Source organism: Aureimonas sp. Leaf427 (assembly GCF_001425485.1).
Lineage (GTDB): Bacteria > Pseudomonadota > Alphaproteobacteria > Rhizobiales > Rhizobiaceae > Plantimonas.
The window spans coordinates 466,447-489,389 of sequence record NZ_LMQW01000012.1 but is presented as its reverse complement, the minus strand read 5'-3'; the positions used below and the strand labels follow the sequence as shown (position 1 = coordinate 489,389).

Sequence of the window (22,943 nt, the reverse complement as noted above, 5' to 3'; positions counted from 1 at the left end):
TTTACCGGTTCGGGCGGACCATCGCAGGGTGGGCCGCCCGATTGCTTTCGCAGCTACGATGGTTGAAATTGATGGGGCGTAAATCCATATCAGATGAACAGGATCGAAGACGCCGCTTCAGGGTCTTCGAAGAATAAGTCGCTTTCACAAGGACTTGAAACAGATGAGCCGAGTGACGCCCTTTTCGAGCCCCCTTCTTCTCGGCTTCGACGCCGTGGAGAAGACGCTGGAGCGGATCGGGAAGGGTGGGGAGGGCTATCCGCCCTACAACATCGAACGCATTCGGGGGCGTCTGCCCGACGAGCCGCCGGCGAACGGCCGGCCGGTTCCCGACATCCTTCGCATCACGCTCGCGGTCGCAGGCTTCAGGCCCGACGATCTGGAAGTGACGACGGAGGAGAACCAGTTGACGATCCGCGGCCGGCAGGCCGAGGACAAGGACCGGGAGTTTCTGCATCGCGGCATCGCGGCGCGGCAGTTCCAGAAGTCCTTCCTCTTTGCGGACGGCATGCAGATTCTCGGCGCCCAGCTGAAGAACGGTCTTCTTCTCATCGACCTCGCCCGGCCCGAGCCGGAACGGATCGTCAAGAGGATCGAGATCGCGGTCTCCGACTAGACGTTTGCGGCAACGAACCCTTCGTTCGCCGACTTCATTTCTCGACCACGCGCCGTTCGCTCACAGATTTTCTCGCCTGTCCCTGACTTTCGCCTGCAACCGTCTTTCGCCTGCCCCGTCGTTCGCTTGTATGAACAAGGAAACAGACACGATGACCACGCCCTCCACCCCCGTCTCCCCGACCGATCTCGCCGCCATCGGCGAAGGCCATCTCGCCTATCTCCGCCTGATGTCCTCCGACGACATCCGCGCGCGCTTCCCCGCCGCGAAGTCGATCCAGCCGGGTCTGAACCTCTGGGCTCTCTTTTCGGCCGACGGCACGCCGCTCGCGGTCTCCGACGATCGCGGCAGCATCCTCGCCAGCGCGACGGAGAACGAGCTTCTGGCGGTCAGCACGCACTGAAGCGGCGCTCATAGCGACTGAATGAAGGACGGGTGCGGACAGCGCCCGTCCTTTTTCGTTTCGGACAATGTCGAACGCCTTTTGGGCGAAGCTTCTATGGAAGGAGCCGTTCGCCGAATGTCAGGTGACAGCCCGTAGCTGGACGCCGGTCAACCGGCTCGCCGTGCGGCCTCGGCCTCGATATCCGGCCGTCCCGCGCTCTCGTCTTCGGTCTGGTGGAGCGGTTCGGCGAACTGCGCAATTCCCTTGCCGGAGCGCTTGCCCGCGTAAAGCGCCTGGTCGGCGAGACGCACGACCTTCGTCGCGGATTGGGCATCCTCCGGGGCGCGGGCGATGCCGATGGTCACGCCGACATGAAGGGTCAGGCCATCCTGGACGATGGGCGCCGTGATCCGGGTCAGCATGGCCTCCGCTACCCACCCGAGCCGGGCTTTCGAGGCGCGGCCGGGCATGATCACCGCGAACTCGTCTCCCCCGAGACGGTAGGCTTTGGCGTTCTGGGGGATCGACTCCGAGATGCGCGACGATGTGGTGCGGATCACGACATCGCCGATATCGTGGCCATGCGTATCGTTGATGTGCTTGAAGCCGTCGAGATCGAGATAGAAGAGCGTGAAGGGGGTGATCTCGTCCTTCGCGAAAGGGCGGTCCAGATCGTTCGCCAGCGTGGTTCGGTTCCACAGGCCGGACAGGGGATCGCGCGCTGCCATGTCCTCCGCGATCCGCAGCTTTTCAGCGGATCTGTAGGCGTTGACGAGGACGAAGACCGTCATCGCGGCGAAAGCCAGAAGCAGTCCGCCCAGCATCGGCAAGATCCGCAGCAGGAGCCGAGCGCCGGGATCGTCGCCCTCCCAGGCGAGGCTGAGATCGGTCCTCCCGTCGCCGGTCCGCAAGCCGATCGATGCCGTCGGCTCCGCCCCGTGCGCGGCGGCGACCGCCAAATTCGGAAGCCGGTAGATATCCGCCAGATGGCGAAGCTGGGGCTTGTCGAGGAGATCGACGAAGACGAGGAGGCTGCGCGACTGCCGCGTCGTGTCGATGCTCGTCAGAAAGGGCCGTAGGGGCGCGACGACGATGAAGGCCGGAAGCCCATCCGCGACCACGAGACCGGATGCCAATGCGTCGGGGCCTGCCGAGTGCCGCCGTTCGAGGAGTTCTCGGTAGCCTGCCGTGATCGCTTGATCCGCCGGGCGGTTGCTGTCGGCCTGTCCGATCATCGCATAAGATGTGCGGCCGGCCGAATCGAGGACGAAGACCATATCGACGCCGAAGCGCTTGTTCATTGCGATGCCGATATTCTCGGCCGCCCAATCCCGGTCGATTTGGAGGCCGAGCTTCTGCAAGGCCTCGTCCCAATGGGCGTAGTCGTCGGTCATGTTGGAGAGTTCGGCGAGGCGAATGTCGATCATGCCGCGCGCCAGTTCGCGCTGCCGCTCCAGCGCGTCGGCCGTCTGCTGGCGGGCGAGCAGAATCACCATTCCGATGACGAGCAGGATCAGCGCGCCCACGAGAACCGCGACGGGCGCTACAACCCGCGAGACGATGCGCCGCTGCGCTTGGCTCAATCTGCTCGGCATTCCGGCCTCCGATCGAATGACGATCTAGCTGAAAAGCCATTAAGAAAACGGTCGCTGCGTCCGGCGACGCGCGTCTGACGACAGGTTCGAGTCGCGGGTTCGTCGAGGCGTGACGGTTGTATGTTCCGGCTTCGGGAGCGCTCCGGTGGCAGAGCTGAACAGGCCCGAACGGCGCATGAGCCTCCCGCCGGAACTCTCGTCCGGCGTTGGGGTCTGTCAGGCCGCGTGCGGCGGGAGGGTGTGCGTCATCAGCGCGTAGATCGTCTCGGCGTCGCGCGAGGCTCTGAGCTTGGCCACGACGTCGCCGTTGCGCAGGAGGCGCGCGATCTTGGAGAGCGCCTTCAGATGATCGGCGCCGGCATTTTCGGGCGCCAGTAGCAGGAAGACCAGATCGACCGGCTGGTCGTCGAGCGCGTCGAAATCCACCGGCCGGTTCAGCTTCCCGAAGACGCCGACGAGGCCGGGGAGGGAGGCGAGCTTTCCGTGGGGAATGGCGATGCCGTTTCCCACGCCCGTCGAGCCCAGTCGCTCGCGCTGGAGCACGGTCTCGAAGATCTCGCGCTCGTTCAGGCCGGTGCGCAGGGCGGCGCGCTCGGCCAGCTCCTGCAGAACCTGCTTCTTGGTGTTTCCACGAAGGGCGGGCAGGATCGCGTCTGGACCGATGAGATCGGCCAGATCGACGCCGGGCGCGGTCGTTGAGGAAGGGGCGGTCATCAGGCGGGACGGTCCCTTGAAGGGGCGGCGGCCGGACGATCCGGCCGGCCGCTGAGGGACGAAACCCCGCCGGTCGCGATAAGGCGACCGGTCGGGGCAGCGATCCCGGATAGGATGGCCTCGGCCAAGGTGGATCAGTTCGCCGACTTGTAGGTCGACGGATCGACCCAGCCGAAATTGCCGTCGGACCGGCGGTAGACGATGTTGACCTCGCCGCTGCCGGCATTGCGGAAGACGACGACCGGGCTGTCGCGCCGGTCGAGCTCCATGACGGCATTCGCGACCGACATCGTGCCGACCTTCAGCGAGGTCTCGGCGATGATCGCGGGCGCATAGTCCACCGGGATCTCGTGATCCTCCTCGGCCGGGATCGGCGCGACGACGCTATAGGCGACCTCGCGATGGCCGTTCGGGCCCGAATGGTGGTCCTTCAGCCGCCGCTTGTAGCGCCGCAGACGCTTCTCGATCTTGTCGACCGCTTCGGCGAAGCTCGATTCCGGATCGTGGGTCTCGCCGGCGGCCTGGAAGACCACGCCGGAATCCAGATGGAGGAGGCAGTCGGCCGAATAGCGCGCGCCCTCCTTGGTCAGAACCACCGTGCCGGTGAAGTTTCCGTCGAAATACTTGCCGACCGATTGATCCAGGCGGTCCTCGATGCGCGAGCGAAACGCCTCGCCGACATCCATGTGCTTTCCCGAAACCCGAACACTCATCTGCAAAGCTCCCTTCGGACGAGCCGTCCTGTCGTACCGTCTCGTCGATTCCCGCCGCCGGACGGTGGCGGGGCTTCTCTTGAACGCGGCATGACAGGCGGGGGTTTCTCCGCTGTCCGCCGCTTCCGGGCGACCCGGTCGGGTGGCGCCTTCTAGGGACACCCGCCGGGCCTGTCAACGCGGCGGTGCCGCTTCGCCACCCTTCGAAACATCCCGTGATCGCCTGCGGGATATGGATACGTAAAGCTTACGATGCCGCACGTCGCGCGTTCATCTCGCGCCGGCGCTGGATGGAGGAGGGAATGCCGAGCGCCTCCCGGTACTTGGCGACGGTCCGGCGCGCCAGCTCCACCCCTTCCGCTTTCAGCTTGTCGGCGATGTCGTCGTCGGAGAGGACGGCTCCGATGCTTTCCGCCTGGACGAGAATTCGGATGCGATGCTTGACGCTCTCGGCCGAATGGGGATCGCCGCCGCCGGTCGAGGCGATGGCGACGGTGAAGAAGAATTTCAGCTCGAAGGTCCCGCGCGGCGTCGCGATGTACTTGTTGGCGGTGACGCGGCTGATCGTCGATTCATGCATGCCCACCGCCTCGGCGACCGCCATGAGGGTCAGCGGCTTCAGCCCCTCGATGCCGCGCGTCAGGAAACCGTCCTGCCGGCGCACGATCTCGGAGGCGACCTTCAGGATGGTGCGGGCCCGCTGGTCGAGCGAGCGCACGAGCCAGTTGGCCGAGGCGTGGCAATCGGTGAGGAAGGTGCGATCCTGCGAGGAGAGGCGCCCGGTCGCGATGCGCTCGACATAGTCGGAATCGACGAGGACGCGGGGCAGGGCGTCGGGATTGAGCTCGATGCGCCAGCTGCCGTCGGCGGCCTCCGTCACGACGACATCGGGCACGACGACGTCGGCCGGGCCGGATTCGAAGGCATGGCCGGGTTTGGGATCGAGCCGCCGGATCTCGGAGAGAATGTCCATGAGCCCCGTCTCGTCCTCGCTGGTCAGGCGCCGGAGCGTCGCGAAATCGCGGCGTGCGAGGAGGTCGAGATGGGCGAGCACGGTTTCCATCACGGGATCGAGCCGCCCGAGGCGACGCAGCTGGATGGCGAGACAGTCGGCGAGATCGAGCGCGAAGAGCCCGGCGGGCTCCGACTGGTCCTGCAGACGGCGCAGGATGCCCCGCAGCCGCTGCGGCTCGACGCCGAGAGCCTCGGCGACCGCTTCGGGATCGATCCTCAGATACCCCGCCTCGTCCAGCTGTTCGACCAGCGCCTCGCCGATCCGCCGGTCCAGGGGATCGGCGATCGCCTCGGCCAGTTCCGACAGCGCATGACGGGCGAGAGAGGGGCGAGGCTCGGCGAAGCTCTCGATCGAGGGCGCGCCGTCGAAGCTCTCGCCGCCGCCACCGCCGGAGGGGCTCGCCGGCGAGAGGCTCGACGCGTCCTTGGCCGTGCTCGGCGTCTCGCGGTCGCCGGGCGCCGGCTCCTCGAAGCCGCCGCCTTCGAACCCGCCGGCCTCGAACCCGTCCGCGATGGCCTCGCCGTCGTGGCGCTCGCCGGAGAGGGCGGCGTCGGCGATGGCGACCGGCGTCTGCGCCAGATCCGGCGGTTCGGCGCCGGCGTTCTGCCGCCAGTCCGGCTCCGCGCCGTCGCCGGTTTCGAGAAGCGGATTGCGCTCCATTTCCTGGTCGACGAAGGCCTGGAGCTCGAGATGGGAGAACTGGAGAAGGCGGATCGACTGAAGCAGCTGCGGCGTCATCACCAGAGACTGGCTCTGGCGCATCTGAAGCTTGGCCGACATCATCAACATGGAACGCCTCACCGGTCCTGCCTCCTGGGGAGGCATGCCGGTTACGCGATGGGCAAGCGGCCGCGGAGAGGCCTGCCCCGGCCGCTGGTCGGCAGGGCGTTGAAACCGGTCCACGGCGGCCCGTTGCGGCGCCGGCTGACGGTTCCCATGAAACTGGTCCGCATCTTGCTTGTCAATGCGCCCTCTGCGTTCGGGCGCATCCTTCGCTGCAATGGAGGCTCAGAAGGTAAACTGCTCGCCGAGATAGAAGCGGCGCACGTCGACATTGTCGACGATCTCCTGCGGGCTGCCATGGGTGAGCACGGCGCCGGCATGCATGATGTAGGCCCGGTCGATGAGGCCGAGCGTCTCGCGGACGTTGTGGTCCGTGATGAGAACCCCGATGCCGCGCTGCGTCAAGTGCCGCACGAGGCTCTGGATGTCGGAGACCGCGATCGGATCGACGCCGGCGAAGGGCTCGTCGAGCAGCATGAAGGTCGGGCGGGAGGCGAGCGCCCGCGCGATCTCGCAGCGCCGCCGCTCGCCGCCGGAAAGGGCGGTGGAGGGGCTCTTGCGCAGATGCTCGATGTGGAACTCCTCGAGAAGCGCGGTCAGCTGCTTCTCGCGCTCGGCCTTGTCCTTCTCCACGACTTCGAGCACGGCGCGGATGTTGTCCTCCACCGAAAGCCCGCGAAAGATCGAGGCTTCCTGGGGAAGGTAGCCGATGCCGAGGCGCGCTCGCCGGTACATGGGCACGCCCGTGATGTCGTGCCCGTCGAGCTCGATGCGCCCGGTATCGACCGGCACGAGGCCGGTGATCATGTAGAAGCAGGTCGTCTTGCCCGCGCCGTTCGGCCCCAGCAGGCCGACCGCCTCGCCCCGCCGCACGAAGACGTCGACGCCATCCACCACGCGCCGGCCGCGATAGGCCTTGGTGAGGCCGCGCGCGACGAGCGTGCCCTCGGCGGTCCGCGCCTTGGCCGGCGTGCCGGGCGCCTCGCCGGGCGCCCCCTCGCGCCGGTTCGAAGGGCGGCGCGTCTCGGACCCGGCTCCCCGGCGCTCTGCCGGGGGAGCCGATGTTGCGAAGGATGTCATGGTCTGAGGTGATCCCCGTTCTGGCAAGGAGCCGGCGGCCGAAGACCCGGCGCCGGCCGGCTGTTCGGCGCGAAGCCTACTGGGCCGCCGGTGCGCTGTTCGGCGCCATCAGGATCTTCACCCGGCCGCCGCCGTTCGATGCGGCGCCGCCGAGCCGGGCGATGCCGGTGTCCATATGGATCGTCAGCTTGTCGCCGCGCGCGACGTTCTCGCCCTGCGTCATCACGACGTTGCCCGTCATGACGGCCACCTGCGTCTTCATGTCGAAATCGGCCTTCTCGGCGGTCGCGACCTGATCGGCGGACTTGATGTAGACCTTGCCGCTCGCCTCCAGCCGGTCGATCTCGTTGGAGCCGCCGCCGGGCATGCCGGTCGCCTTGGCGGGCTTGGCGGCGGGGGCCTTGGCGTCGCCCTTGCCGGCCTTGGCGGCGTCCTTGGCGTAGTAGACGACGAGCTTGGTGGTCTTCAGCAGCGTCTCGCCCTGCGCCACGTTCACGTTGCCGGAGAAGGTCGCCATGGACTTGGCGTCGTCCACGTCGAGCTGGTCGGATTCGATGGCGATCGGCTGGTCGTTGGAGACCTGCAGCCCGTTGAACGAGTTGCCGAAGGCCTGGGCGCTGGCGCCGGACGCCGATGCCGCCAGGAGCGCGGCGGTTGCCAGGAGGAGGAGAGGCTTCATCTGTCGGTCACTCCGGGTCTTTAGCGCTCGCCGTCGGCGGACGGCAGGGATGGCACGAGGCCGTCGGCGGACGGCAGGGAAGGAAGCGCCGGCGCCACGTCGTCGGCCGACGGAAGGCCGGGGAGCGACGGCGCCGCGCCGTCGGCGGACGGCATCAGGGTCATCTTCACGCCGTTTCGAAAGCTGAGGCTCTGGCCGCCATCGGCGACCGAGAGCGAGCCGGCCTCGACGGTCTGCTCCTGCGTGCGGATGTGGACGGGGCCTGCGCCCTCCATCGATCCGCCTTCGAGCGCGATGTCGGCGCCGCTCATCTCGATCGTCATGCCGTCCGAGGTCGTCACTTCCAGCCCTTCGTAGAGGCGCAGCGTCTGCGCGCCCGCATCGTAGAGGCCGCGTGTGGCGACGATGTCGGCGGTGGCGGTCGGGCTGATCCCGATATTGGCCTTCACGGCTTCGAGCTCGACGCCCCCGCCGCCCGTCAGCGACTGGATCGCCCGCTTGGCGACCATGGAATAGGGCCTGTCCTGCCCGTCCGTGCCGGACAGGCGCGGGTCCTGCATCACGAGGCGCCCGTTTTCGAGGCCGAAGGCGTTCAGCGGCAGTTCGTCGGGCAGGCTGCGCGCCAGCCAGGTCGCGCCCGCGCCGCCCGCCACGATGAGCACGGCCAGGAGAGGCAGCGCCACCTTCATAACGGAGACCTTGCGCGAATGGCGCCGCGCACGCTTGAACTCGGCCGCACGCCGCGCGTCCCGGCCCTGGCCGGCCTCGGCGGTGTGCATCGCGCGGTCCATATGGGCTGCCGTTTCGACCAAGCCTTCGTTCCCGACGTCTCAAAAAGGGTTTCGCGCGATCCGCCGGACGCTTGTGGCCGAGGGACCGTCATGGATTACCGACCATTCAATATGGTCATGCTGACTCGCTTTGCCCAGCCGCTCTCCCGTTCGCGTCCCGGCTTGGCATTCGTTGCACGATTAGTCTATCGGTCACAGCATTAGCGAACCGTAAACCATGGACCGACCGTGACCCTTGCGCAGGACCTCATCGACCGCCGTCGCCTGCGCCGCAAGCTCGGCTTCTGGCGGGTCGCGGCCATCGTCGCGCTCGGCGCCCTCGTCGTCGGCGTGCCGCTGGCCCTGACGTCGAACAAGCGCTCGGCCCCCGTGCTCGGCGGGCAGATCGCCCGGGTCGAGATTTCCGGCATCATCACGGAGGACGACAAGCTCCTCGATCTCCTCGACGACCTGAAGGACGACGACGCCGTGAAGGCCGTCATCCTGAAGATCGATTCGCCCGGCGGCACCACGGTCGGCGGCGAGACGCTCTATCGCGCGGCCCGGGCCATCGCGGAGGTGAAGCCCGTCGCGGCCGAGGTCGGAACGCTCGCCGCCTCCGCCGGCTACATGGTCGCGGTCGCCTCCGATCACATCGTCGCGCACCAGACCTCGATCGTCGGCTCGATCGGCGTTCTCTTCCAATATGTGGATGCCTCCGTCCTTCTCGGCAATGTCGGCGTGAAGGTCTCCGCCATCAAGTCCTCGCCGATGAAGGCGGAGCCTTCGCCCTTCGCGCCGGCCCCGCCGGAAGCGGAAGCGATGATTCGACGCTCGGTTCTCGACACCTACGAATGGTTTGTCGCCCTCGTCGACGAGCGCCGGCCCTTCGATGCGGCCGAGGCGCGACGGCTGGCCGACGGCTCGGTCTTCACGGGCGGGCAGGGGCTGCAGAACCGCCTGATCGACGCGGTCGGCGGCGAGGCCGAGGTGCGCGCCTGGCTCGAAGACACGCGCGGCGTCGCCAAGGATCTCGACATCGTCGACCGCGAGCCCGAGAAGGAGGGCGGCTTCGCGTCCTCGGTCTTCGGCAGCGCCCGCGCGGCCGTCTTTTCGACGCTCGGCCTCGATCCGGCGGCCGAATCCTTGCCGCAAGCGCTCACTCGAAGCGTCGGCCATCTTGACGGCCTGATATCGCTCTGGCAGCCTCCCCTGCGCTAGCTGGGATGACGTAAAGTCAGCTCAGTCCTGCCTCGTTCGAGACCGGTGAAAAGTTCGGATCTCTCGATTTTTAGTCAAGTCCATCTCGAAGCGATCCTGGAGTTCCCCGTGATCAAGTCCGAACTCGTGCAGATCATCGCGAGCCGCAACCCGCATCTCTACCAGCGCGACGTCGAAACCATCGTCAACGCGATCTTCGACGAGATCACCGAGGCGCTCTGCGAGAGCAATCGCGTGGAACTGCGCGGCTTCGGCGCCTTCTCCGTGAAGAACCGCCCGCCGCGCGCCGGCCGCAACCCGCGCACCGGCGACGCCGTGGACGTCGAGGAGAAGTGGGTGCCCTTCTTCAAGGCCGGCAAGGAACTGCGCGAGCGCCTGAACGACGCCGCCTGATCCGTTCGCTCGCCCGCCCGGCGACACGTCCGGCGGATGCTGCGAGAGGCAGCGCATGGTCTGCCATGGGTTGGGCCGATAGGCTTACCGCGAAGGCGTCGTTCCCGCCGTTCCCTTGCGCCGCCGTCGTTTTGCGCCTGCGGCGCCCGCGCTTTCCGCGTCGAGTCCCGAGCCTTTCCACTCTTGGCGATTGACGCCGGCTGCGCTGCGGCCATATCGACAAGGGTCGGTGCGCTCGAGCGTTCCGGCGGCCGGGCCCGATGTCCGGCGCCCCTGCGACGACGATGAAGGTTGAGAACGATGGTAAGCCGTATCCTGTCCTTCCTGATCCTCGTGCCGCTGGCGATCCTGCTCGTCGTCTTCTGCGTGTCCAATCGCGGACCCGTGACGGTGTCGCTCGATCCGCTCGGCACGATGCCGCAATTCACCTATTCCATGCCGCTCTTCATCCTGATGATCGGCGCCGTCATCGTCGGCCTCGTCCTCGGCGGCACCGGCACCTGGCTGACGCAGGCGCACTACCGCCGCAAGGCCTGGAAGCGCCGCAACGAGATCGAGCGCCTGAAGCGCGACGCCGACGATGCGCGCGAGCGCCTGCGCGTCCTCTCCGAGGAGAAGGCCAAGGCCGCCGCCCTCGCGCCCTCGTCCTCCACGGCCCTCGCCGCGCCCCGCGCCGCCTGATCCGGTCCCTCCCGATGCGCCTCATCGATGCCGCTGCCGTCGATGCGGCGCTCGACATGCCCTCCGTCGTCGGGGCGCTGCGCGAGGCCTTCGCCGGTTCCGTCGTCCAGCCCGTCCGCCATCATCACGCCGTCGAGCGCGGCGCGGGCGAGGCGGCCTCGACGCTGCTCCTGATGCCCGCCTGGACCGATTTCGCATCGGCCGGCGGATCCTCTCCGGGGCATATCGGCGTCAAGATCGTCACGGTCTCGCCGGACAATGCACGCCGCAGCCTGCCCTCCGTCCTCGGCTCCTATCTTCTGATGGACGGCGCGACCGGCGCGCCGCTCGCCGTCATCGACGGGCAGGCTCTGACAGTCCGGCGCACGGCGGCGGCCTCCGCTCTGGCCGCCTCCTATCTCGCCCGGCCCGATTCGCGCCGCCATCTCGTGATCGGCGCGGGCGCCCTGTCGGCGCATCTCGTGCGCGCCATGCGCTCCGTCCGTCCGATCGAAAGCGTCGCCATCTGGAACCGCAGCTCGGAGCGCGCTGAGGCCGTGGTCGCGGAGCTTCGGGCCGAGGGCATCGAGGCGAGCCTTGCGCAGGATCTCGCAGGCGCCGTCGCCGAGGCCGACATCGTCTCGGCCGCGACCCTCTCGCGCGTGCCGCTGATCGAGGGACGATTCGTGCGGCCGGGCACGCATCTCGATCTCGTCGGCGCCTTCCTGCCGGACATGCGCGAGACCGACGATGCGGCGGTCGCCGCCGCCACCGTCTTCGTCGACACGCGCGGCGGCGCGCTGGCCGAGGGCGGCGATCTCGTCCAGGCCATCCGCGCCGGCGCCTTCCGGGCCGAGGACGTGGCGGCAGACCTCCACGATCTCTGCCGGGGGCATCATCCCGGCCGGTCCTCGCCCGAGGAGATCACGCTCTTCAAGTCGGTCGGCGCGGCGCTCGAAGACCTCGCCGCCGCCGTTCTCGTCGCGTCCCGCTCGTAAGGGCCCGTCGGCAGGGTCTACCGAGCCCGAGCGGCGCCCCGAGCCTCTTGCCGGAACTCGTCCGGCGTAAGAGTCGATCAGACCGCTTCGGTCGTGCCTTCGGCCTTGGCCGTGCCGCCCGTCACATGGGCCGCGAAGGCGTCGAAGAACTGCGCGGAGAGCTTTTTGGCCGTCGATTCGATCAGCCGGCCGCCGAGCTGGGCGATCTTGCCGCCGACCTGAGCATCCACCGAATAGGTGAGAATCGTGTCCGCGCCGTCTTCCGCCAGATGCACCTTGGCTCCGCCCTTGGCAAAGCCCGCGATGCCGCCCTTGCCCTCGCCGACGATCGAGTAGCTCTCCGGCGCGACGATGTCTTCGAGCCGCACCTCGCCCGAGAACTTCGCCTTGACCGGGCCGATCTTGGTGACGACGGTCGCGGCCATCTCGTTGTCGCCCTTCATCTCCAGGCTTTCGCAGCCGGGGATGCAGGCGCGCAGGACGTCCGGATCGTTCAGCGCCTCCCAGACGGCGGTGCGCGGCGCCGGAAGCCTGTATTCGCCCTTGAGATCCATGGCTGTCGTTCCTCCCTGTCCGATTCGGCTGTCGCGCCGATGATCGGTCGCATCGACCTATGCACCCGTTCGGAGTAAAATCGAGTCCGACTTTCGGCGTTGCCGTCGAGGATGGTGCAGGCCGGCACTTTGCCAAGACGAAGGCGGTCCGTTAGATGGACCGATGATCGACCACGTTCCAACGAGGACGCCGCTTTGAGCGGCGATCGCCGCAGGCCTCCGGCATCCGGCCCGAAGCGGCCGCCGCGCGACGCCAAGGGCTCCGGGCGCGCCGCAGCGCCCCGCGAGACCGCGTTCCGCGACGGCCCGCCCCGCGAGAAGCCCGCCCGCGAGGCGCCGCGCGAAAGACCCGTCCGCGAGGAGCCGCGGGACGAGGGTGCCGTCCGCGAGACGGCCCCCCGCGAGGAGGGCGCCCGGCGCACGCCGCCGCCGCGCCGCGAGGGCGCCCGCCCCGCCGAGCGCCTGCCGGTGATCCTGACCGTCGAGCCCGATGCGGACTATGCGCTGCTCGACTGCGGCGACGGCGAGAAGCTGGAGCGCTACGGCCCGCTCACCGTGCGCCGGCCGGAGAACCAGGCGATCTGGCCGCGCCTTCTGCCCGAGCGCGCCTGGGAGGCGGCCGATGCCGTCTTCACCGGCGACACCGACGAGGAGGGTTCCGGCCGCTGGCGCTTTCCCAAGGTGCCGCTCGGCGAGACCTGGCCGCTCGCCCATCGCGGCCTCTCCTATCTCGGCCGCTTCACCTCCTACCGCCATGTCGGCGTCTTTCCCGAACAGGCCAGCCACTGGGCCTTCATGACGGATGCGATCGAGGCCTCGCGGCGCCCCGTCCGCGTGCTCAATCTCTTCGGCTATACCGGCCTCGCCTCGCTTCTGGCCGCCCGCGCGGGCGCCGAGGTGACGCATGTCGACGCCTCCAAGAAGGCGATCGGCTGGGCGCGGGAGAATGCCGAGCTCGCCGGCCTGACGGAAAAGCCCGTGCGCTGGCTCTGCGAGGATGCCGTGCGCTATGTCGAGCGCGAGGTGAAGCGCGGCAGCCGCTACGACATCATCCTTCTCGATCCCCCGCGCTTCGGGCGCGGGCCGAAGGGCGAGGTCTGGCAGCTCTTCGAGGACCTGCCCCATCTCCTCGACCAGGTCCGCCAGCTCGTCTCCGACCGGCCGATCGGCGTCATCCTCACCGCCTATTCCATCCGCGCCTCCTTCTATTCGCTGTCGGCTCTCATGGCCGAGAGCTTCCGCGGCATGGGCGGCACGGTGGAATCGGGCGAACTCGTGATCCGCGAGGACAACGCGGAGCCGCGTCTCCTCTCCACTTCGCTCTTCTCCCGCTGGAAACCCTGACCATGGCCGACGAACACGACGGCGAACGCCGCGAGAAGCGCCCCGACCTTTCCGCGCCCGGCCGCGTCAAGGAACTGTCCAGCGTCTCCAATCCGATCATCAAGGACATCCGCGCGCTCTCGGTGAAGAAGGGCCGCGACGACACCGGCCTCTTCATCGCGGAAGGGCTGAAGCTCGTGCTCGACGCGATCGACGCGGGCTGGGAGATGAAGACGCTGGTCGTCGCCAAATCCCAGCTCCACAACCCGCTTCTCACCAAGGCGGCGGCCCGCGCGGTGGCGCTCGGCGCCGATCTCGTGGAAGCCTCCGAAACGGTCCTGGGCGTCATCACGCGGCGCGACAATCCGCAAAGCGCCATCGGCGTCTTCAAGCAGCGCACGGTCGCGCTCGACAAGCTCGATTTCAGCGGCAACGGCGTCGTCGTCGCGCTCGACCGCGTGCGCGATCCCGGCAATCTCGGCACGATCCTGCGCACGGTGGACGCGGTCGGGGCCAAGGGCGTCGTCCTCATCGGCGACTGCGTCGATCCCTTCTCGCTGGAGACGGTGCGCGCCACGATGGGCTCGATCTTCGCCGTGCCGATCGCGCGCGCCAGCGAGGGTCAGTTTCTCGGCTGGCGCACGAAGTTCAAGGGACTCGTCGCGGGCACGCACATGTCGGGCGCGGTGGACTACCGCACGCCCGCCTATGGCGAGCGGCCGCTGATGCTTCTCATGGGCAACGAGCAGTCCGGCCTCTCCGAGCCGCTCGCCAAGGCCTGCGACCAGCTCCTGCGCATTCCGCAGGCGGGCAAGGCGGACAGCCTCAATCTCGCGATCGCGACGGGCGTCATGCTGTTCGAGGCGAGGCGGAAGGCGCTTATCCTTTGAGGCCGCTCGCTCTCGGAGCCCTCGTCGTGGCGGCCTCGGTGATCGCCGATCAGGCGGCGAAGGCGCTCGTCGTCGCCACCATGCCGCTCGGCGCCTCGATCGAGCTCCTGCCGTTCCTGGCGCTCTTCCATGCGCGCAACGAAGGCATCGCCTTCTCCATGTTCGAGGGCATGGGGGATCTCGGCCTTGCCGTCATGGCGGCCTTCGTGCTCGTCTTTGTCGGCTGGCTCTGGTGGAAGACGCCGCCCGAGCGGCGCTGGTCGCATCTGGCCTTCGCGATGATCGTCGGCGGTGCCATCGGCAACCTCATCGATCGCGTGCGGCTCGGCTATGTCGTCGACTACGTCCTCTTTCACACGCCGGTCTGGAGCTTCGCGGTCTTCAATCTGGCCGACGCGCTCATCTCCGTCGGTGCCGCGCTGGTGATCCTCGACGAGTTTCTCTTCGCCGGCCGCGCCAAGGCCGCCGCGCGCGACCAGCAGTCCCGATAGAGCCGTAGCCCCGGCAGAGTCGAAGGAGACATCGACATGGACGAGACATTTCGCGCGATCCTGATCTCCCGGGGGCCGGACAAGGTCCAGCGCGTCGACCGGGTCGAGCTGACGCCGGCCGATCTCATGGACGGGGACGTGGACGTCCGCGTCGAGGCGACCACGGTGAACTACAAGGACGGGCTCGCCATCACCGGCAAGTCGCCCGTCGTGCGCCGCTGGCCGATGATCCCGGGCGTCGATCTCGCAGGCACCGTCATCTCCTCGCGGAACCCGGACTGGACAGCGGGCGACCGCGTCGTCCTGAACGGCTGGGGCGTCGGCGAGGTGCATTACGGCGCCTTTGCCGGCCGGGCCCGGCTGAAGGGCGAATGGCTGGTGCCGCTGCCGGACGCCTTCACGCCGTCCGAGGCGATGGCCATCGGCACGGCCGGCTACACCGCCATGCTCTCGGTCATGGCGCTGGAGCGAGCGGGCCTGACCCCCGCCGCCGGCCCCGCCATCGTCACCGGCGCGTCCGGCGGCGTCGGCTCGGTCGCCGTGTCGCTTCTGGCCAAGCTCGGCTGGCATGTGATCGCCTCGACCGGCCGGCCGGAGGAGGCCGACTACCTGAAGGGCCTCGGCGCCGCCGAGATCGTCGACCGGCGCGAGCTGTCCGAGCCCGGCAAGCCGCTCGCCGCGGAGCGCTGGGCGGCCGGCATCGACGCGGTGGGCAGCCACACGCTCGCCAACGTCCTCGCGGGCACCAAGCGCGGCGGCGCCATCGCCGCCTGCGGTCTGGCGCAGGGCATGGACCTGCCGGTGACGGTCGCCCCCTTCATCCTGCGCGGCGTCTCGCTGCTCGGCATCGATTCCGTCATGGCGGACAAGGCGCTGCGCCTGGAGGCTTGGCGCCGTCTCGCGCTCGATCTCGATCCGGCGCATCTCGCCTCGCTGACGACGAAAATCGGCTTCGACGACATCGAGGCTGCGGCGCATCGCATCGTCGAGGGCGGCGTTCGCGGCCGCCTCGTCGTCGAGATGGGCTGACGACGGCGATGGGGCGGGCCGAGACCGGCTTTCACGATCGGCGCGCACGGCCTGCCGCCTTCGCGCCCTATCGACCCGACGCCCGGGAGATCGACCCGGACGCGCCGGCGATCGAGGGGCCGGCGCGCTATCTTTGCGGCCCGGCGGCGCGATGGTCACGAAACCGTTGTCGAGCCGTATTATGGCCTGGGGGACAGGCGGCCGGACGGGCGCCCGCGAAGGAGCCCTCGATGAACCTCTTCAGGACGGCGTCCCCCGAAGGCGAGGCTCTCAGCCAGCTCGCCCCGGCCATCCGGTCCGCCCTCGAGGCGATGATCCCGGCGGGCGCCCGGCGCGTGCCCGGCCGGTTCGATCCGGAGGCGGGCCTGCTCGGGCGTCTCGGCTCGCTCGACGTGCGTCTCGCCCGCTCCGCCGCCGAGGTGCGGGCCGCCCAGCAGCTGCGCTACCGCGTCTTCTACGAGGAGATGTCGGCCCGTCCGAGCCGGCTCCAGAAGATGACGCGCCGGGACAAGGACGCCTTCGACCGCTATTGCGACCATCTCCTCGTCATCGACCGCGACCGCGACGGCGATCTCTCCGAGCGCATCGTCGGCACGTACCGGCTGATGCGCCAGGAGGCGGCGGAACTGGCCGGCGGCTTCTACACGGCCTCCGAGTTCGACATCGCGCCGATGTTGGCGCGCCATAAGGGCCTGACCTTTTTGGAGCTCGGCCGCTCCTGCGTCCTCAAGGACTATCGCGGCAAGCGCACGGTCGAGCTGCTCTGGCAGGGCATCTGGTCCTATGTGCGCAAGCACCGGGTGGATGTCCTCTTCGGCTGCGCGTCGCTGGCGGGCACGGACCCGGCGAGCCTTGCGACCCCGCTTGCCTTCCTGCGCGAATCCTCCGCGCCGCCCGCCGAATGGCGCGTTCGCGCCCGCCCCGAGCGCCGCGCGCCCGTGACGCCGCCGCCCGCCGGAGCCGACCAGCGCCGCGCGCTCGCCTCGCTCCCGCCGCTCCTCAAGGGCTATCTGCGCCTCGGCGGCCATATCGGAGAGGATGCCGTGGTGGACCGCCAGTTCGGCACGACCGACGTCCTAGTCGTCCTGCCCGTCGCCAACATCCATCCGCGCTACATCGAATATTACGGAGACGAGTCCGGTCGTTTCCTGGCGTGATACCGGGAGTCGGCGTGATATCGCGAGTCACTGAAAATGACTCGCGGTCTTCCGTTTGCGGATGTCTCAAGCCTCGAACGCCATTGAGACATTCGCAATGCCGTCAGCGGCCGGATGGGTCAGGATCTTCGGCCGTTGGTCTGAAAATCCGGTTCGGCTGAAGGGTCGCGCTCGACGGTGCCTCCCTCTGCCTGCCGGCATTTTCCCCTCAAGGGGGGGAGATCGGCAGCTCTGCCGTTCGATCGAAATCGAAAACCTCGCGACAAGCCTGATCTCCCCCCCTCGAGGAGAGATGCCGGCAGGCAGAGGGGGGCGCCATAAAGCGCCGACCTCAAGAACCCTCGATCCGCGAAAGCTCGCGACCCTACTGGCCGAAGCGCACGACGCTGCGCGTCCGCATGTCCACGATCACCGGGCTGCCATTGTAGTAGAAATAGGCGTAGCCCGATTCCTTGCTCAGCGGCACGAGGCTGACCGTGCGCGGAACGGTCTCGCCGAGCGAGGGCGGAATGGGAAGAGGGCTGTCGTCGACCGGGTTCTCGACGGCATAGTCGTAGACCTTGACGTCCGCCCCCTGGTCGGCCGCGGCCGCCAAGGCGCTGCCGGCGACGAGGACGCCGGCCAGGGCGCCAAGGGCGGCGGTCAGAAGACGAAGACGCATGAGAGCCTCGCAAGGGTACGCGCGATGAAGGGATCGCAGCTGTCGAACGTGGGGTCTGCCCGCCGTTTTTCCAACTGCCGAAGGCGCTGTCCCTATGAAATGATTATGCTCGAATTCCGGCCGGCGGGCAATTGCCGCATTGCAACGAAACATGTCCGAGCGACGGGAATCGAGCGATGAAACCGTGTGGGGAAGGAGCGGGGCCGCCTTGCCCGCGGGACGAGCGAGGCCGCCGCCGACACAGGGCATGCGCTAGCCGGATCATGACGCCCGAGGGTTCGCCCGGCCCCAGCGCCGCACGCGCCCAAGGTCCGATAGAGGTGGAGGACGGCGCGCCGGCCCTTTTGCCTTTCCATGAAGCTCTGTAGGAACCGGAGGGCGCGAGGGTTTTCTTGCGCGGCACCTTGGGACATCCCGGCCGCGGCCGGGACGAGACGGCGGCGAACCGGGACGATTGATGGCGGGCGAAAAGGAACCCGGGCCGACGCCCATGATGGCGCAGTACATCGAGATCAAGGCGGCCAATCCCGACTGCCTCCTCTTCTACCGCATGGGCGACTTCTACGAGCTGTTCTTCGAGGACGCGGCGATCGCGGCCCGCACGCTCGGCATCGCGCTGACCAAGCGCGGCAAGCACGAGGGCGAGGACATCCCGATGGCGGGCGTGCCCGTCGTCTCCGCCGACGACTATCTTCGCAAGCTGATCGAGCGCGGGCACCGCGTCGCCGTCTGCGAGCAGATCGAGGACCCCGCCGAGGCCAAGAAGCGCGGCGGCAAGTCGGTGGTCAAGCGCGACGTCGTGCGCCTCGTCACCCCCGGCACGATCACCGAGGAGACGCTGCTCGAGCCCGGCCGCGCGAACTTTCTGATGGCGCTCTCGCGGCTCGGCGGCACGGGGGCCGGCGCCAGCTTCGCGCTGGCCTGGGCGGATCTGTCGACCGGCGACTTCAAGGTGCGCGCCAGCGAGCCGGACCGGCTCCTCTCCGATATCCTCGCGGTCGAGCCGAGCGAGATCGTCGTGCCCGACGCTTTGTTCCACGACGAGGGCATGGCGCCCGTCTTCGCAAGGCTCGGCGCGCTCGCGCGGCCAGAACCTGCCATCCTCTTCGACGGCGCCACCGCCGAGGAGCGTCTCTGCCGGTTCTACGGCGTCGCGACGCTTTCCGGCTTCGGCGACTTCTCCCGCGCCGAGCTGTCGGCGGCGGCGGGGCTCCTCGCCTATCTCGGCAAGACGCAGAAGGACGCCCGCCCCGCGCTCGCCCGCCCCGAGCGCATGGAGGAGGGGGCGGTCCTCCTGATCGACCCCGCCACCCGCGCGAGCCTCGAACTCACCCGCTCCGTCGGCGGCGGGCGGGCGGGCAGCCTGCTGGCCGCGATCGACCGCACGCTGACCGGCCCCGGCGCGCGCCTCCTCGCCACGCGCCTCGCTTCGCCCCTCACGAGCCCCGCCGCCATCCGCATCCGGCAGGATTCCGTCGCGGCCTTCGCGGAAGATGCGGATCTGCGCCGCTGGCTGCGCGCCGCGCTGCGCCAGGCGCCCGACATCGAGCGCGCCGTCTCCCGCCTCTCGCTGGAGCGCGGGGGGCCGCGCGATCTGAAAGCCGTCTTCGCCAGTCTCGTCACGGCCCGCGCGCTGGCGGAACGGCTAGAGGGCGATCTACCGCCCGAACTGGCCGAGGCCGGACAAGCGCTCCGCGCGCTGCCCCCGGAGTTGGAAGCCCTGCTCGCCGAGCGCCTCGCCGACGACGTGCCCCTGCAGAAGCGCGACGGCGGCTTCGTGCGCGAAGGGGCGATCCCGGCGCTCGACGAGGCGCGCGCGCTGCGCGACCGCTCGCGCCGCGTCATCGCCGAATTGCAGGGGCGCTATGCCGAGGAGACCGGCGTCCGGTCCCTGAAGATCAAGCACAACAACGTGCTCGGCTATTTCGTCGAGATCGCGGAGACCCACGCGCCCGCGCTCCAGCGGGTGGAGGAGGGGCGCACGCGCTTCTTCCACCGCCAGACCATGGCAAACTGCATGCGCTATTCGACGGATGCCCTGTCCGAGCTCGAAAGCCGCATCGCGGGCGCCGCCGCCGAGGCGCTGGCGCTGGAGCTCGGCGCCTACGCGGACATGGCGGAGGCGATCGTCTCCGCCGCCGAACCCTTGCGCGCGGCGGCTCATGCGCTGGCCGTGCTCGACGTCTCCTCGGCGCTGGCGGACCTCGCCGTGTCGGAAAACTGGACGCGGCCTGAGGTGGACGACAGCCTCGCCTTCCGCATCGAGGGCGGGCGCCATCCCGTGGTCGAGGCCGCGCTGAAGGCGCATGCCGGGCCGGCCTTCGTCGCCAACGACTGCGACCTCTCCCCGCCGCCGGGCACGAAGAAGCCGGAGGCCGGCGCGATCTGGCTTCTCACCGGACCGAACATGGGCGGCAAGTCGACCTTCCTGCGCCAGAACGCCCTCATCGCGGTGCTGGCGCAGATCGGCGCCTACGTGCCGGCGCAAAGCGCCCGGATCGGCACGGTCGATCGCCTTTTCAGCCGCGTCGGCGCCTCCGACGATCTGGCGGAGGGACGCTCGACCTTCATGGTCGAGATGGTGGAGACGGCCGCGATCCTGCATCAGGCGGGCCCGCGCACGCTCGTCATCCTCGACGAGATCGGGCGCGGCACCTCGACCTATGACGGGCTCTCCATCGCCTTCGCCTCGGTCGAGCATCTCCACGAGAGGAACCGCTGCCGGGCGCTCTTCGCCACGCATTTCCACGAGATGACGGCGCTCTCCGCCCGTCTGGCACGCCTGTCCAACGCCACGATGCGCGTGAAGGAATGGGAGGGCGAGGTGATCTTCCTGCACGAGGTGAAGGCCGGCGTCGCCGACCGGTCCTACGGCATCCAGGTCGCCAAGCTCGCGGGCCTTCCGGCCGCCGTCGTGGAGCGCGCGCGCCATGTCCTGGCCGAACTGGAGCGGGCGAGCGAGGGATCGGGCCGGCGCACCGCCTTCATCGACGACCTGCCGCTCTTCAGCGCCGCCGCGCGCAAGGCCGAGCCGCCGGCCCCCGCCGCCGAGGACCCGCTTCGCGCGGCTCTGGCGGGTCTGGCGCCCGACGAGATGAGCCCGCGCGAGGCGCTGGACGCCCTCTACCGCCTGAAAGGCCTCCTGCCGTCCGCGAAGTAAATAAACGCCGCCGCCTGTGGCCGCGTTGGCCGGGCCGTGTGGCCGGGAGGGCGCGAAGCCGGCCGGCGGTTCAGGCGAAGTTCCATTCCAGCGCGGCGGAGGCCGCGCTCCTGTCCGCCGCCGTCGCGGTGGGGGGCTCCTGGCGCGCGGAGGCGGCCCTTTCGCCCTCGGCGGCCGCGATGAAGCCGGCAATGTCCTTCTCCCACATCGGCCGGCCCGGCCCGTAGCCCTGGAGAAGGTCGCAGCCGAGCGAGCGCAGGAGCTGGCCCTGGCCCTCGGTTTCCACGCCCTCGGCCACGCATTCCAGACCCTGGCTCCGGCAGAGGCCGATGATGGACGTGACGATGTCGCGGCAGGCGGTGCTCTCCTCGAGTTCGGTCACGAAGGACCGGTCGATCTTCAGCTTGTCGATCGGTAGGCGATGGACATAGGTCAGGCTCGAATAGCCCGTGCCGAAATCGTCGATCGCCAGAGAGACGCCGAGCCCCTTCAGCGCCTGCAGCGTCGCCTGCGCCACCGCGAAGTCGCGGATGAGACCGCCTTCGGTCAGTTCGAACGTGATGCGCCCGGGCTCGATGCCGGCCGCCTCGATCGCCTGCGAGACCATCGCCGTCGTTTCGGAATTGACGAGATCCTGGGCCGACAGGTTGAACGACAGGCCGATGCCGGAGGGCCAGAGGGTGGCGGCCGAGAGCGCCTTCGCGAAGAGGATCTTCGTCAGATGGCCGATCAGATCGGTGGCTTCCGCCATCGCGATGAAGTTCTGCGGGGGCACGGCTCCGAGCAGCGGGCTTTGCCAGCGCGCCAGCGCCTCGAACATGACCGGCTGGCCGGACGCCGCGCAGACGATCGGCTGGAACTGGAGGGACAGCTCCGCCTCCAGATCGGCGTCGCGCAGCGTCTGCTCCATCCGGTTGCGATGGTGAAGCGCCGTCTCGTGGCCGAGATCGAAGGTCACGGTCTGGTTGCGCCCGGCCGCCTTGCCTTCGTAGAGCGCGTAGTCGGCATTCTCCATGAGTTCGAGCATTTCGCCTTTGGCCTCGCCCGCATTGGCGATCCCGAGCGTCGCGCCGACGTTCACGCAGCCTTGGGCGAGCATGTAGGTCTGCCGGAGGCTCCGGGCGATCTCCTCGGCCTGCCGCAGGGCCGCCGGCCGGTCGCCGTAGAGGACGATGCCGAACTCGTCGCCGCCCAGCCGGGCGACCTCGCAGCGCTCCTGGAAGGCCGAGAGCCGACGTCCCACCTCCTTCAGGACCTTGTCGCCGGCAAGATGGCCATAGGTGTCGTTGACCGGCTTGAAGCCGTCGAGATCGATGAGGACGAGATGCATCCGATCGAGCGCCGCACCCGGCGCGGCGAGCTCGGCTTCCAGCTTCTGCAGGAAGTTGCGCCGGTTGGGCAGGCCGGTCAGGAGATCGGTGTTGGCCAGCCGCAGGTTCTCGTCGCCCAGGCGCTTCAGCTGATGGTGCTGGAGGACGCGCGACAGGAGCACGTCGTAATAGATGATCGAGAGCGTGACGGCCACGTTGCTCATGACGAGGAAGGTGAGGGACGCGAGTTGCGTGTCGGGGCCTTTGAAGAGAAGAAAATAGAGGCCGACCAGGCTGAACGGAACTGCGGCCCGCAGGGCGGTGGCGGGAATGTGCATCAGCCCGAACGTGTTGCACAGCGCCTGGAGGATCACGAAGCAGAGGATCTTCAGATCGGTGGTCTGGTCGCCGAACTGCGAGAGCGTGATGCACCAGATCGCGACCGCGGTCATGATGTGGTGCACGAAACGGGTGAGGACCCGAAGCCGGCGGACGGCCTCTTCGATCTCGATCGCATCGGACTGCCTGCGCCGGTAGTGAAGCGTGCGCAGAAGGCAGACCGGCGTGAGCACGCAGATCGGCGGCAGGACCAGCCAATCGGGCGCCACGCCGTAGAAGCTGTAGGCGATCGAGGACGTGTTGAGCCAGAAGGTCGCGTAGAAGAGCGCGGCCTGTTTCGTCACGGCGTGGAACTGCGCCAGCTGCATTTCCGGCATCGATCCCTTGAACCCAAGGATCCGTCGGAA

The 22,943-nt window shown here is 68.7% G+C and carries 22 protein-coding genes; 12 read left to right on the top strand and 10 right to left on the bottom strand.

What is annotated here, in order from left to right; translation table 11 throughout:
• The first annotated feature begins 163 nt into the window (after positions 1 to 163).
• A complete protein-coding gene (locus tag ASG62_RS10500; RefSeq protein ID WP_056688926.1) occupies positions 164 to 616 on the top strand; it encodes an Hsp20 family protein in 453 nt (150 codons plus the stop codon).
• Positions 617 to 767: 151 nt separating this feature from the next.
• The gene (locus ASG62_RS10495) at positions 768 to 1,019 is read left to right on the top strand and encodes a DUF1150 family protein (protein ID WP_056688923.1); all 252 of its coding nucleotides are present in this window, start codon (positions 768 to 770) and stop codon (positions 1,017 to 1,019) included.
• Between the two features lie 149 nt (positions 1,020 to 1,168).
• On the opposite strand, the gene ASG62_RS10490 is transcribed toward ASG62_RS10495, so the two are convergent.
• From ASG62_RS10490 to ASG62_RS10460, 7 genes are all read right to left on the bottom strand, one after another.
• Positions 1,169 to 2,596, bottom strand: coding sequence for a sensor domain-containing diguanylate cyclase (locus tag ASG62_RS10490; protein WP_082536900.1), 1,428 nt, complete (start codon positions 2,594 to 2,596; stop codon positions 1,169 to 1,171).
• A 216-nt stretch (positions 2,597 to 2,812) separates the two neighbouring features.
• Entirely contained in the window at positions 2,813 to 3,310 is a 498-nt protein-coding gene (gene ptsN / locus ASG62_RS10485) for a PTS IIA-like nitrogen regulatory protein PtsN (RefSeq protein ID WP_056688917.1), read from the bottom strand.
• A gap of 134 nt (positions 3,311 to 3,444) precedes the next feature.
• Positions 3,445 to 4,023, bottom strand: a complete 579-nt coding sequence (gene hpf, locus ASG62_RS10480; protein WP_056688914.1) for a ribosome hibernation-promoting factor, HPF/YfiA family — start codon at positions 4,021 to 4,023, stop codon at positions 3,445 to 3,447.
• Positions 4,024 to 4,270: 247 nt separating this feature from the next.
• The gene (gene rpoN, locus ASG62_RS10475; protein ID WP_056689408.1) at positions 4,271 to 5,824 is read right to left on the bottom strand and encodes an RNA polymerase factor sigma-54; all 1,554 of its coding nucleotides are present in this window, start codon (positions 5,822 to 5,824) and stop codon (positions 4,271 to 4,273) included.
• Between the two features lie 222 nt (positions 5,825 to 6,046).
• Entirely contained in the window at positions 6,047 to 6,901 is an 855-nt protein-coding gene (lptB, locus tag ASG62_RS10470) for an LPS export ABC transporter ATP-binding protein (RefSeq protein WP_056688911.1), read from the bottom strand.
• A 76-nt stretch (positions 6,902 to 6,977) separates the two neighbouring features.
• The gene (locus ASG62_RS10465) at positions 6,978 to 7,580 is read right to left on the bottom strand and encodes an LptA/OstA family protein (RefSeq protein ID WP_056688908.1); all 603 of its coding nucleotides are present in this window, start codon (positions 7,578 to 7,580) and stop codon (positions 6,978 to 6,980) included.
• 20 nt (positions 7,581 to 7,600) lie between these two features.
• Positions 7,601 to 8,392 (bottom strand): hypothetical protein, encoded by a 792-nt coding sequence (locus ASG62_RS10460; protein ID WP_156382050.1) that lies wholly within the window; start codon positions 8,390 to 8,392, stop codon positions 7,601 to 7,603.
• Between the two features lie 207 nt (positions 8,393 to 8,599).
• Between ASG62_RS10460 and sppA the strand changes: the two genes are divergently transcribed.
• The 4 genes from sppA to ASG62_RS10440 all read left to right on the top strand — a co-directional run bounded on the left by sppA (position 8,600) and on the right by ASG62_RS10440 (position 11,622).
• Positions 8,600 to 9,571 carry a signal peptide peptidase SppA gene (sppA, locus tag ASG62_RS10455; RefSeq protein ID WP_056688902.1) on the top strand — a complete coding sequence of 324 codons (972 nt, stop codon included), beginning with the start codon at positions 8,600 to 8,602 and terminating at the stop codon, positions 9,569 to 9,571.
• A gap of 108 nt (positions 9,572 to 9,679) precedes the next feature.
• Positions 9,680 to 9,964: an integration host factor subunit beta gene (locus tag ASG62_RS10450; protein ID WP_056508908.1), complete on the top strand. Its 285-nt coding sequence runs from the start codon at positions 9,680 to 9,682 to the stop codon at positions 9,962 to 9,964.
• Positions 9,965 to 10,264: 300 nt separating this feature from the next.
• Entirely contained in the window at positions 10,265 to 10,645 is a 381-nt protein-coding gene (locus ASG62_RS10445) for a lipopolysaccharide assembly protein LapA domain-containing protein (protein WP_056688899.1), read from the top strand.
• 14 nt (positions 10,646 to 10,659) lie between these two features.
• Entirely contained in the window at positions 10,660 to 11,622 is a 963-nt protein-coding gene (locus tag ASG62_RS10440) for an ornithine cyclodeaminase family protein (protein ID WP_056688898.1), read from the top strand.
• A gap of 77 nt (positions 11,623 to 11,699) precedes the next feature.
• On the opposite strand, the gene ASG62_RS10435 is transcribed toward ASG62_RS10440, so the two are convergent.
• Entirely contained in the window at positions 11,700 to 12,176 is a 477-nt protein-coding gene (locus ASG62_RS10435) for a CoxG family protein (RefSeq protein ID WP_056688895.1), read from the bottom strand.
• A 111-nt stretch (positions 12,177 to 12,287) separates the two neighbouring features.
• Here ASG62_RS10435 and ASG62_RS10430 point away from each other — a divergent pair, with 111 nt between their 5' ends.
• The 5 genes from ASG62_RS10430 (at position 12,288) to ASG62_RS10410 (ending at position 17,066) form a co-directional block, all read left to right on the top strand.
• On the top strand, positions 12,288 to 13,520 hold the full coding sequence (locus ASG62_RS10430; RefSeq protein ID WP_082536899.1) for a class I SAM-dependent methyltransferase: 1,233 nt from the start codon (positions 12,288 to 12,290) through the stop codon (positions 13,518 to 13,520).
• 2 nt (positions 13,521 to 13,522) lie between these two features.
• On the top strand, positions 13,523 to 14,389 hold the full coding sequence (locus ASG62_RS10425) for a TrmH family RNA methyltransferase (RefSeq protein WP_056688889.1): 867 nt from the start codon (positions 13,523 to 13,525) through the stop codon (positions 14,387 to 14,389).
• Positions 14,386 to 14,880, top strand: coding sequence for a signal peptidase II (lspA, locus tag ASG62_RS10420; protein WP_056688886.1), 495 nt, complete (start codon positions 14,386 to 14,388; stop codon positions 14,878 to 14,880). The genes ASG62_RS10425 and lspA overlap by 4 nt, the downstream gene beginning before the upstream one ends.
• 36 nt (positions 14,881 to 14,916) lie before the next feature.
• Complete coding sequence (locus ASG62_RS10415; RefSeq protein ID WP_056688883.1) at positions 14,917 to 15,909, top strand: MDR family oxidoreductase; 993 nt, start codon at positions 14,917 to 14,919, stop codon at positions 15,907 to 15,909.
• 230 nt (positions 15,910 to 16,139) lie between these two features.
• Positions 16,140 to 17,066, top strand: a complete 927-nt coding sequence (locus ASG62_RS10410) for a GNAT family N-acyltransferase (protein ID WP_082536898.1) — start codon at positions 16,140 to 16,142, stop codon at positions 17,064 to 17,066.
• A gap of 364 nt (positions 17,067 to 17,430) precedes the next feature.
• Here the strand turns inward: ASG62_RS10410 and ASG62_RS26965 are convergent, their stop codons facing one another.
• Positions 17,431 to 17,727, bottom strand: a complete 297-nt coding sequence (locus tag ASG62_RS26965; RefSeq protein WP_056688881.1) for a DUF1236 domain-containing protein — start codon at positions 17,725 to 17,727, stop codon at positions 17,431 to 17,433.
• 457 nt (positions 17,728 to 18,184) lie between these two features.
• On the opposite strand from ASG62_RS26965, the gene mutS reads away from it, so the two are divergent.
• Positions 18,185 to 20,887: a DNA mismatch repair protein MutS gene (gene mutS / locus ASG62_RS10400; protein ID WP_056688878.1), complete on the top strand. Its 2,703-nt coding sequence runs from the start codon at positions 18,185 to 18,187 to the stop codon at positions 20,885 to 20,887.
• 70 nt (positions 20,888 to 20,957) lie between these two features.
• Here mutS and ASG62_RS10395 read toward each other — a convergent pair whose 3' ends face one another.
• Complete coding sequence (locus ASG62_RS10395; protein ID WP_162245976.1) at positions 20,958 to 22,913, bottom strand: putative bifunctional diguanylate cyclase/phosphodiesterase; 1,956 nt, start codon at positions 22,911 to 22,913, stop codon at positions 20,958 to 20,960.
• Positions 22,914 to 22,943 lie beyond the last annotated feature (30 nt).

Bases quoted from the DNA above. Each gene is read 5' to 3' on its own strand.
- ASG62_RS10500 (WP_056688926.1), top strand. From the start codon at position 164: ATGAGCCGAGTGACGCCCTTTTCGAGCCCCCTTCTTCTCGGCTTCGAC.
- ASG62_RS10495 (WP_056688923.1), top strand. From the start codon at position 768: ATGACCACGCCCTCCACCCCCGTCTCCCCGACCGATCTCGCCGCCATC.
- ASG62_RS10490 (WP_082536900.1), bottom strand. From the start codon at position 2,596: ATGCCGAGCAGATTGAGCCAAGCGCAGCGGCGCATCGTCTCGCGGGTT.
- ptsN (WP_056688917.1), bottom strand. From the start codon at position 3,310: ATGACCGCCCCTTCCTCAACGACCGCGCCCGGCGTCGATCTGGCCGAT.
- hpf (WP_056688914.1), bottom strand. From the start codon at position 4,023: ATGAGTGTTCGGGTTTCGGGAAAGCACATGGATGTCGGCGAGGCGTTT.
- lptB (WP_056688911.1), bottom strand. From the start codon at position 6,901: ATGACATCCTTCGCAACATCGGCTCCCCCGGCAGAGCGCCGGGGAGCC.
- ASG62_RS10465 (WP_056688908.1), bottom strand. From the start codon at position 7,580: ATGAAGCCTCTCCTCCTCCTGGCAACCGCCGCGCTCCTGGCGGCATCG.
- ASG62_RS10445 (WP_056688899.1), top strand. From the start codon at position 10,265: ATGGTAAGCCGTATCCTGTCCTTCCTGATCCTCGTGCCGCTGGCGATC.
- ASG62_RS10440 (WP_056688898.1), top strand. From the start codon at position 10,660: ATGCGCCTCATCGATGCCGCTGCCGTCGATGCGGCGCTCGACATGCCC.
- ASG62_RS10435 (WP_056688895.1), bottom strand. From the start codon at position 12,176: ATGGATCTCAAGGGCGAATACAGGCTTCCGGCGCCGCGCACCGCCGTC.
- ASG62_RS10430 (WP_082536899.1), top strand. From the start codon at position 12,288: ATGGTGCAGGCCGGCACTTTGCCAAGACGAAGGCGGTCCGTTAGATGG.
- ASG62_RS10425 (WP_056688889.1), top strand. From the start codon at position 13,523: ATGGCCGACGAACACGACGGCGAACGCCGCGAGAAGCGCCCCGACCTT.
- ASG62_RS10415 (WP_056688883.1), top strand. From the start codon at position 14,917: ATGGACGAGACATTTCGCGCGATCCTGATCTCCCGGGGGCCGGACAAG.
- ASG62_RS10410 (WP_082536898.1), top strand. From the start codon at position 16,140: ATGAACCTCTTCAGGACGGCGTCCCCCGAAGGCGAGGCTCTCAGCCAG.
- ASG62_RS26965 (WP_056688881.1), bottom strand. From the start codon at position 17,727: ATGCGTCTTCGTCTTCTGACCGCCGCCCTTGGCGCCCTGGCCGGCGTC.
- mutS (WP_056688878.1), top strand. From the start codon at position 18,185: ATGGCGGGCGAAAAGGAACCCGGGCCGACGCCCATGATGGCGCAGTAC.
- ASG62_RS10395 (WP_162245976.1), bottom strand. From the start codon at position 22,913: ATGCCGGAAATGCAGCTGGCGCAGTTCCACGCCGTGACGAAACAGGCC.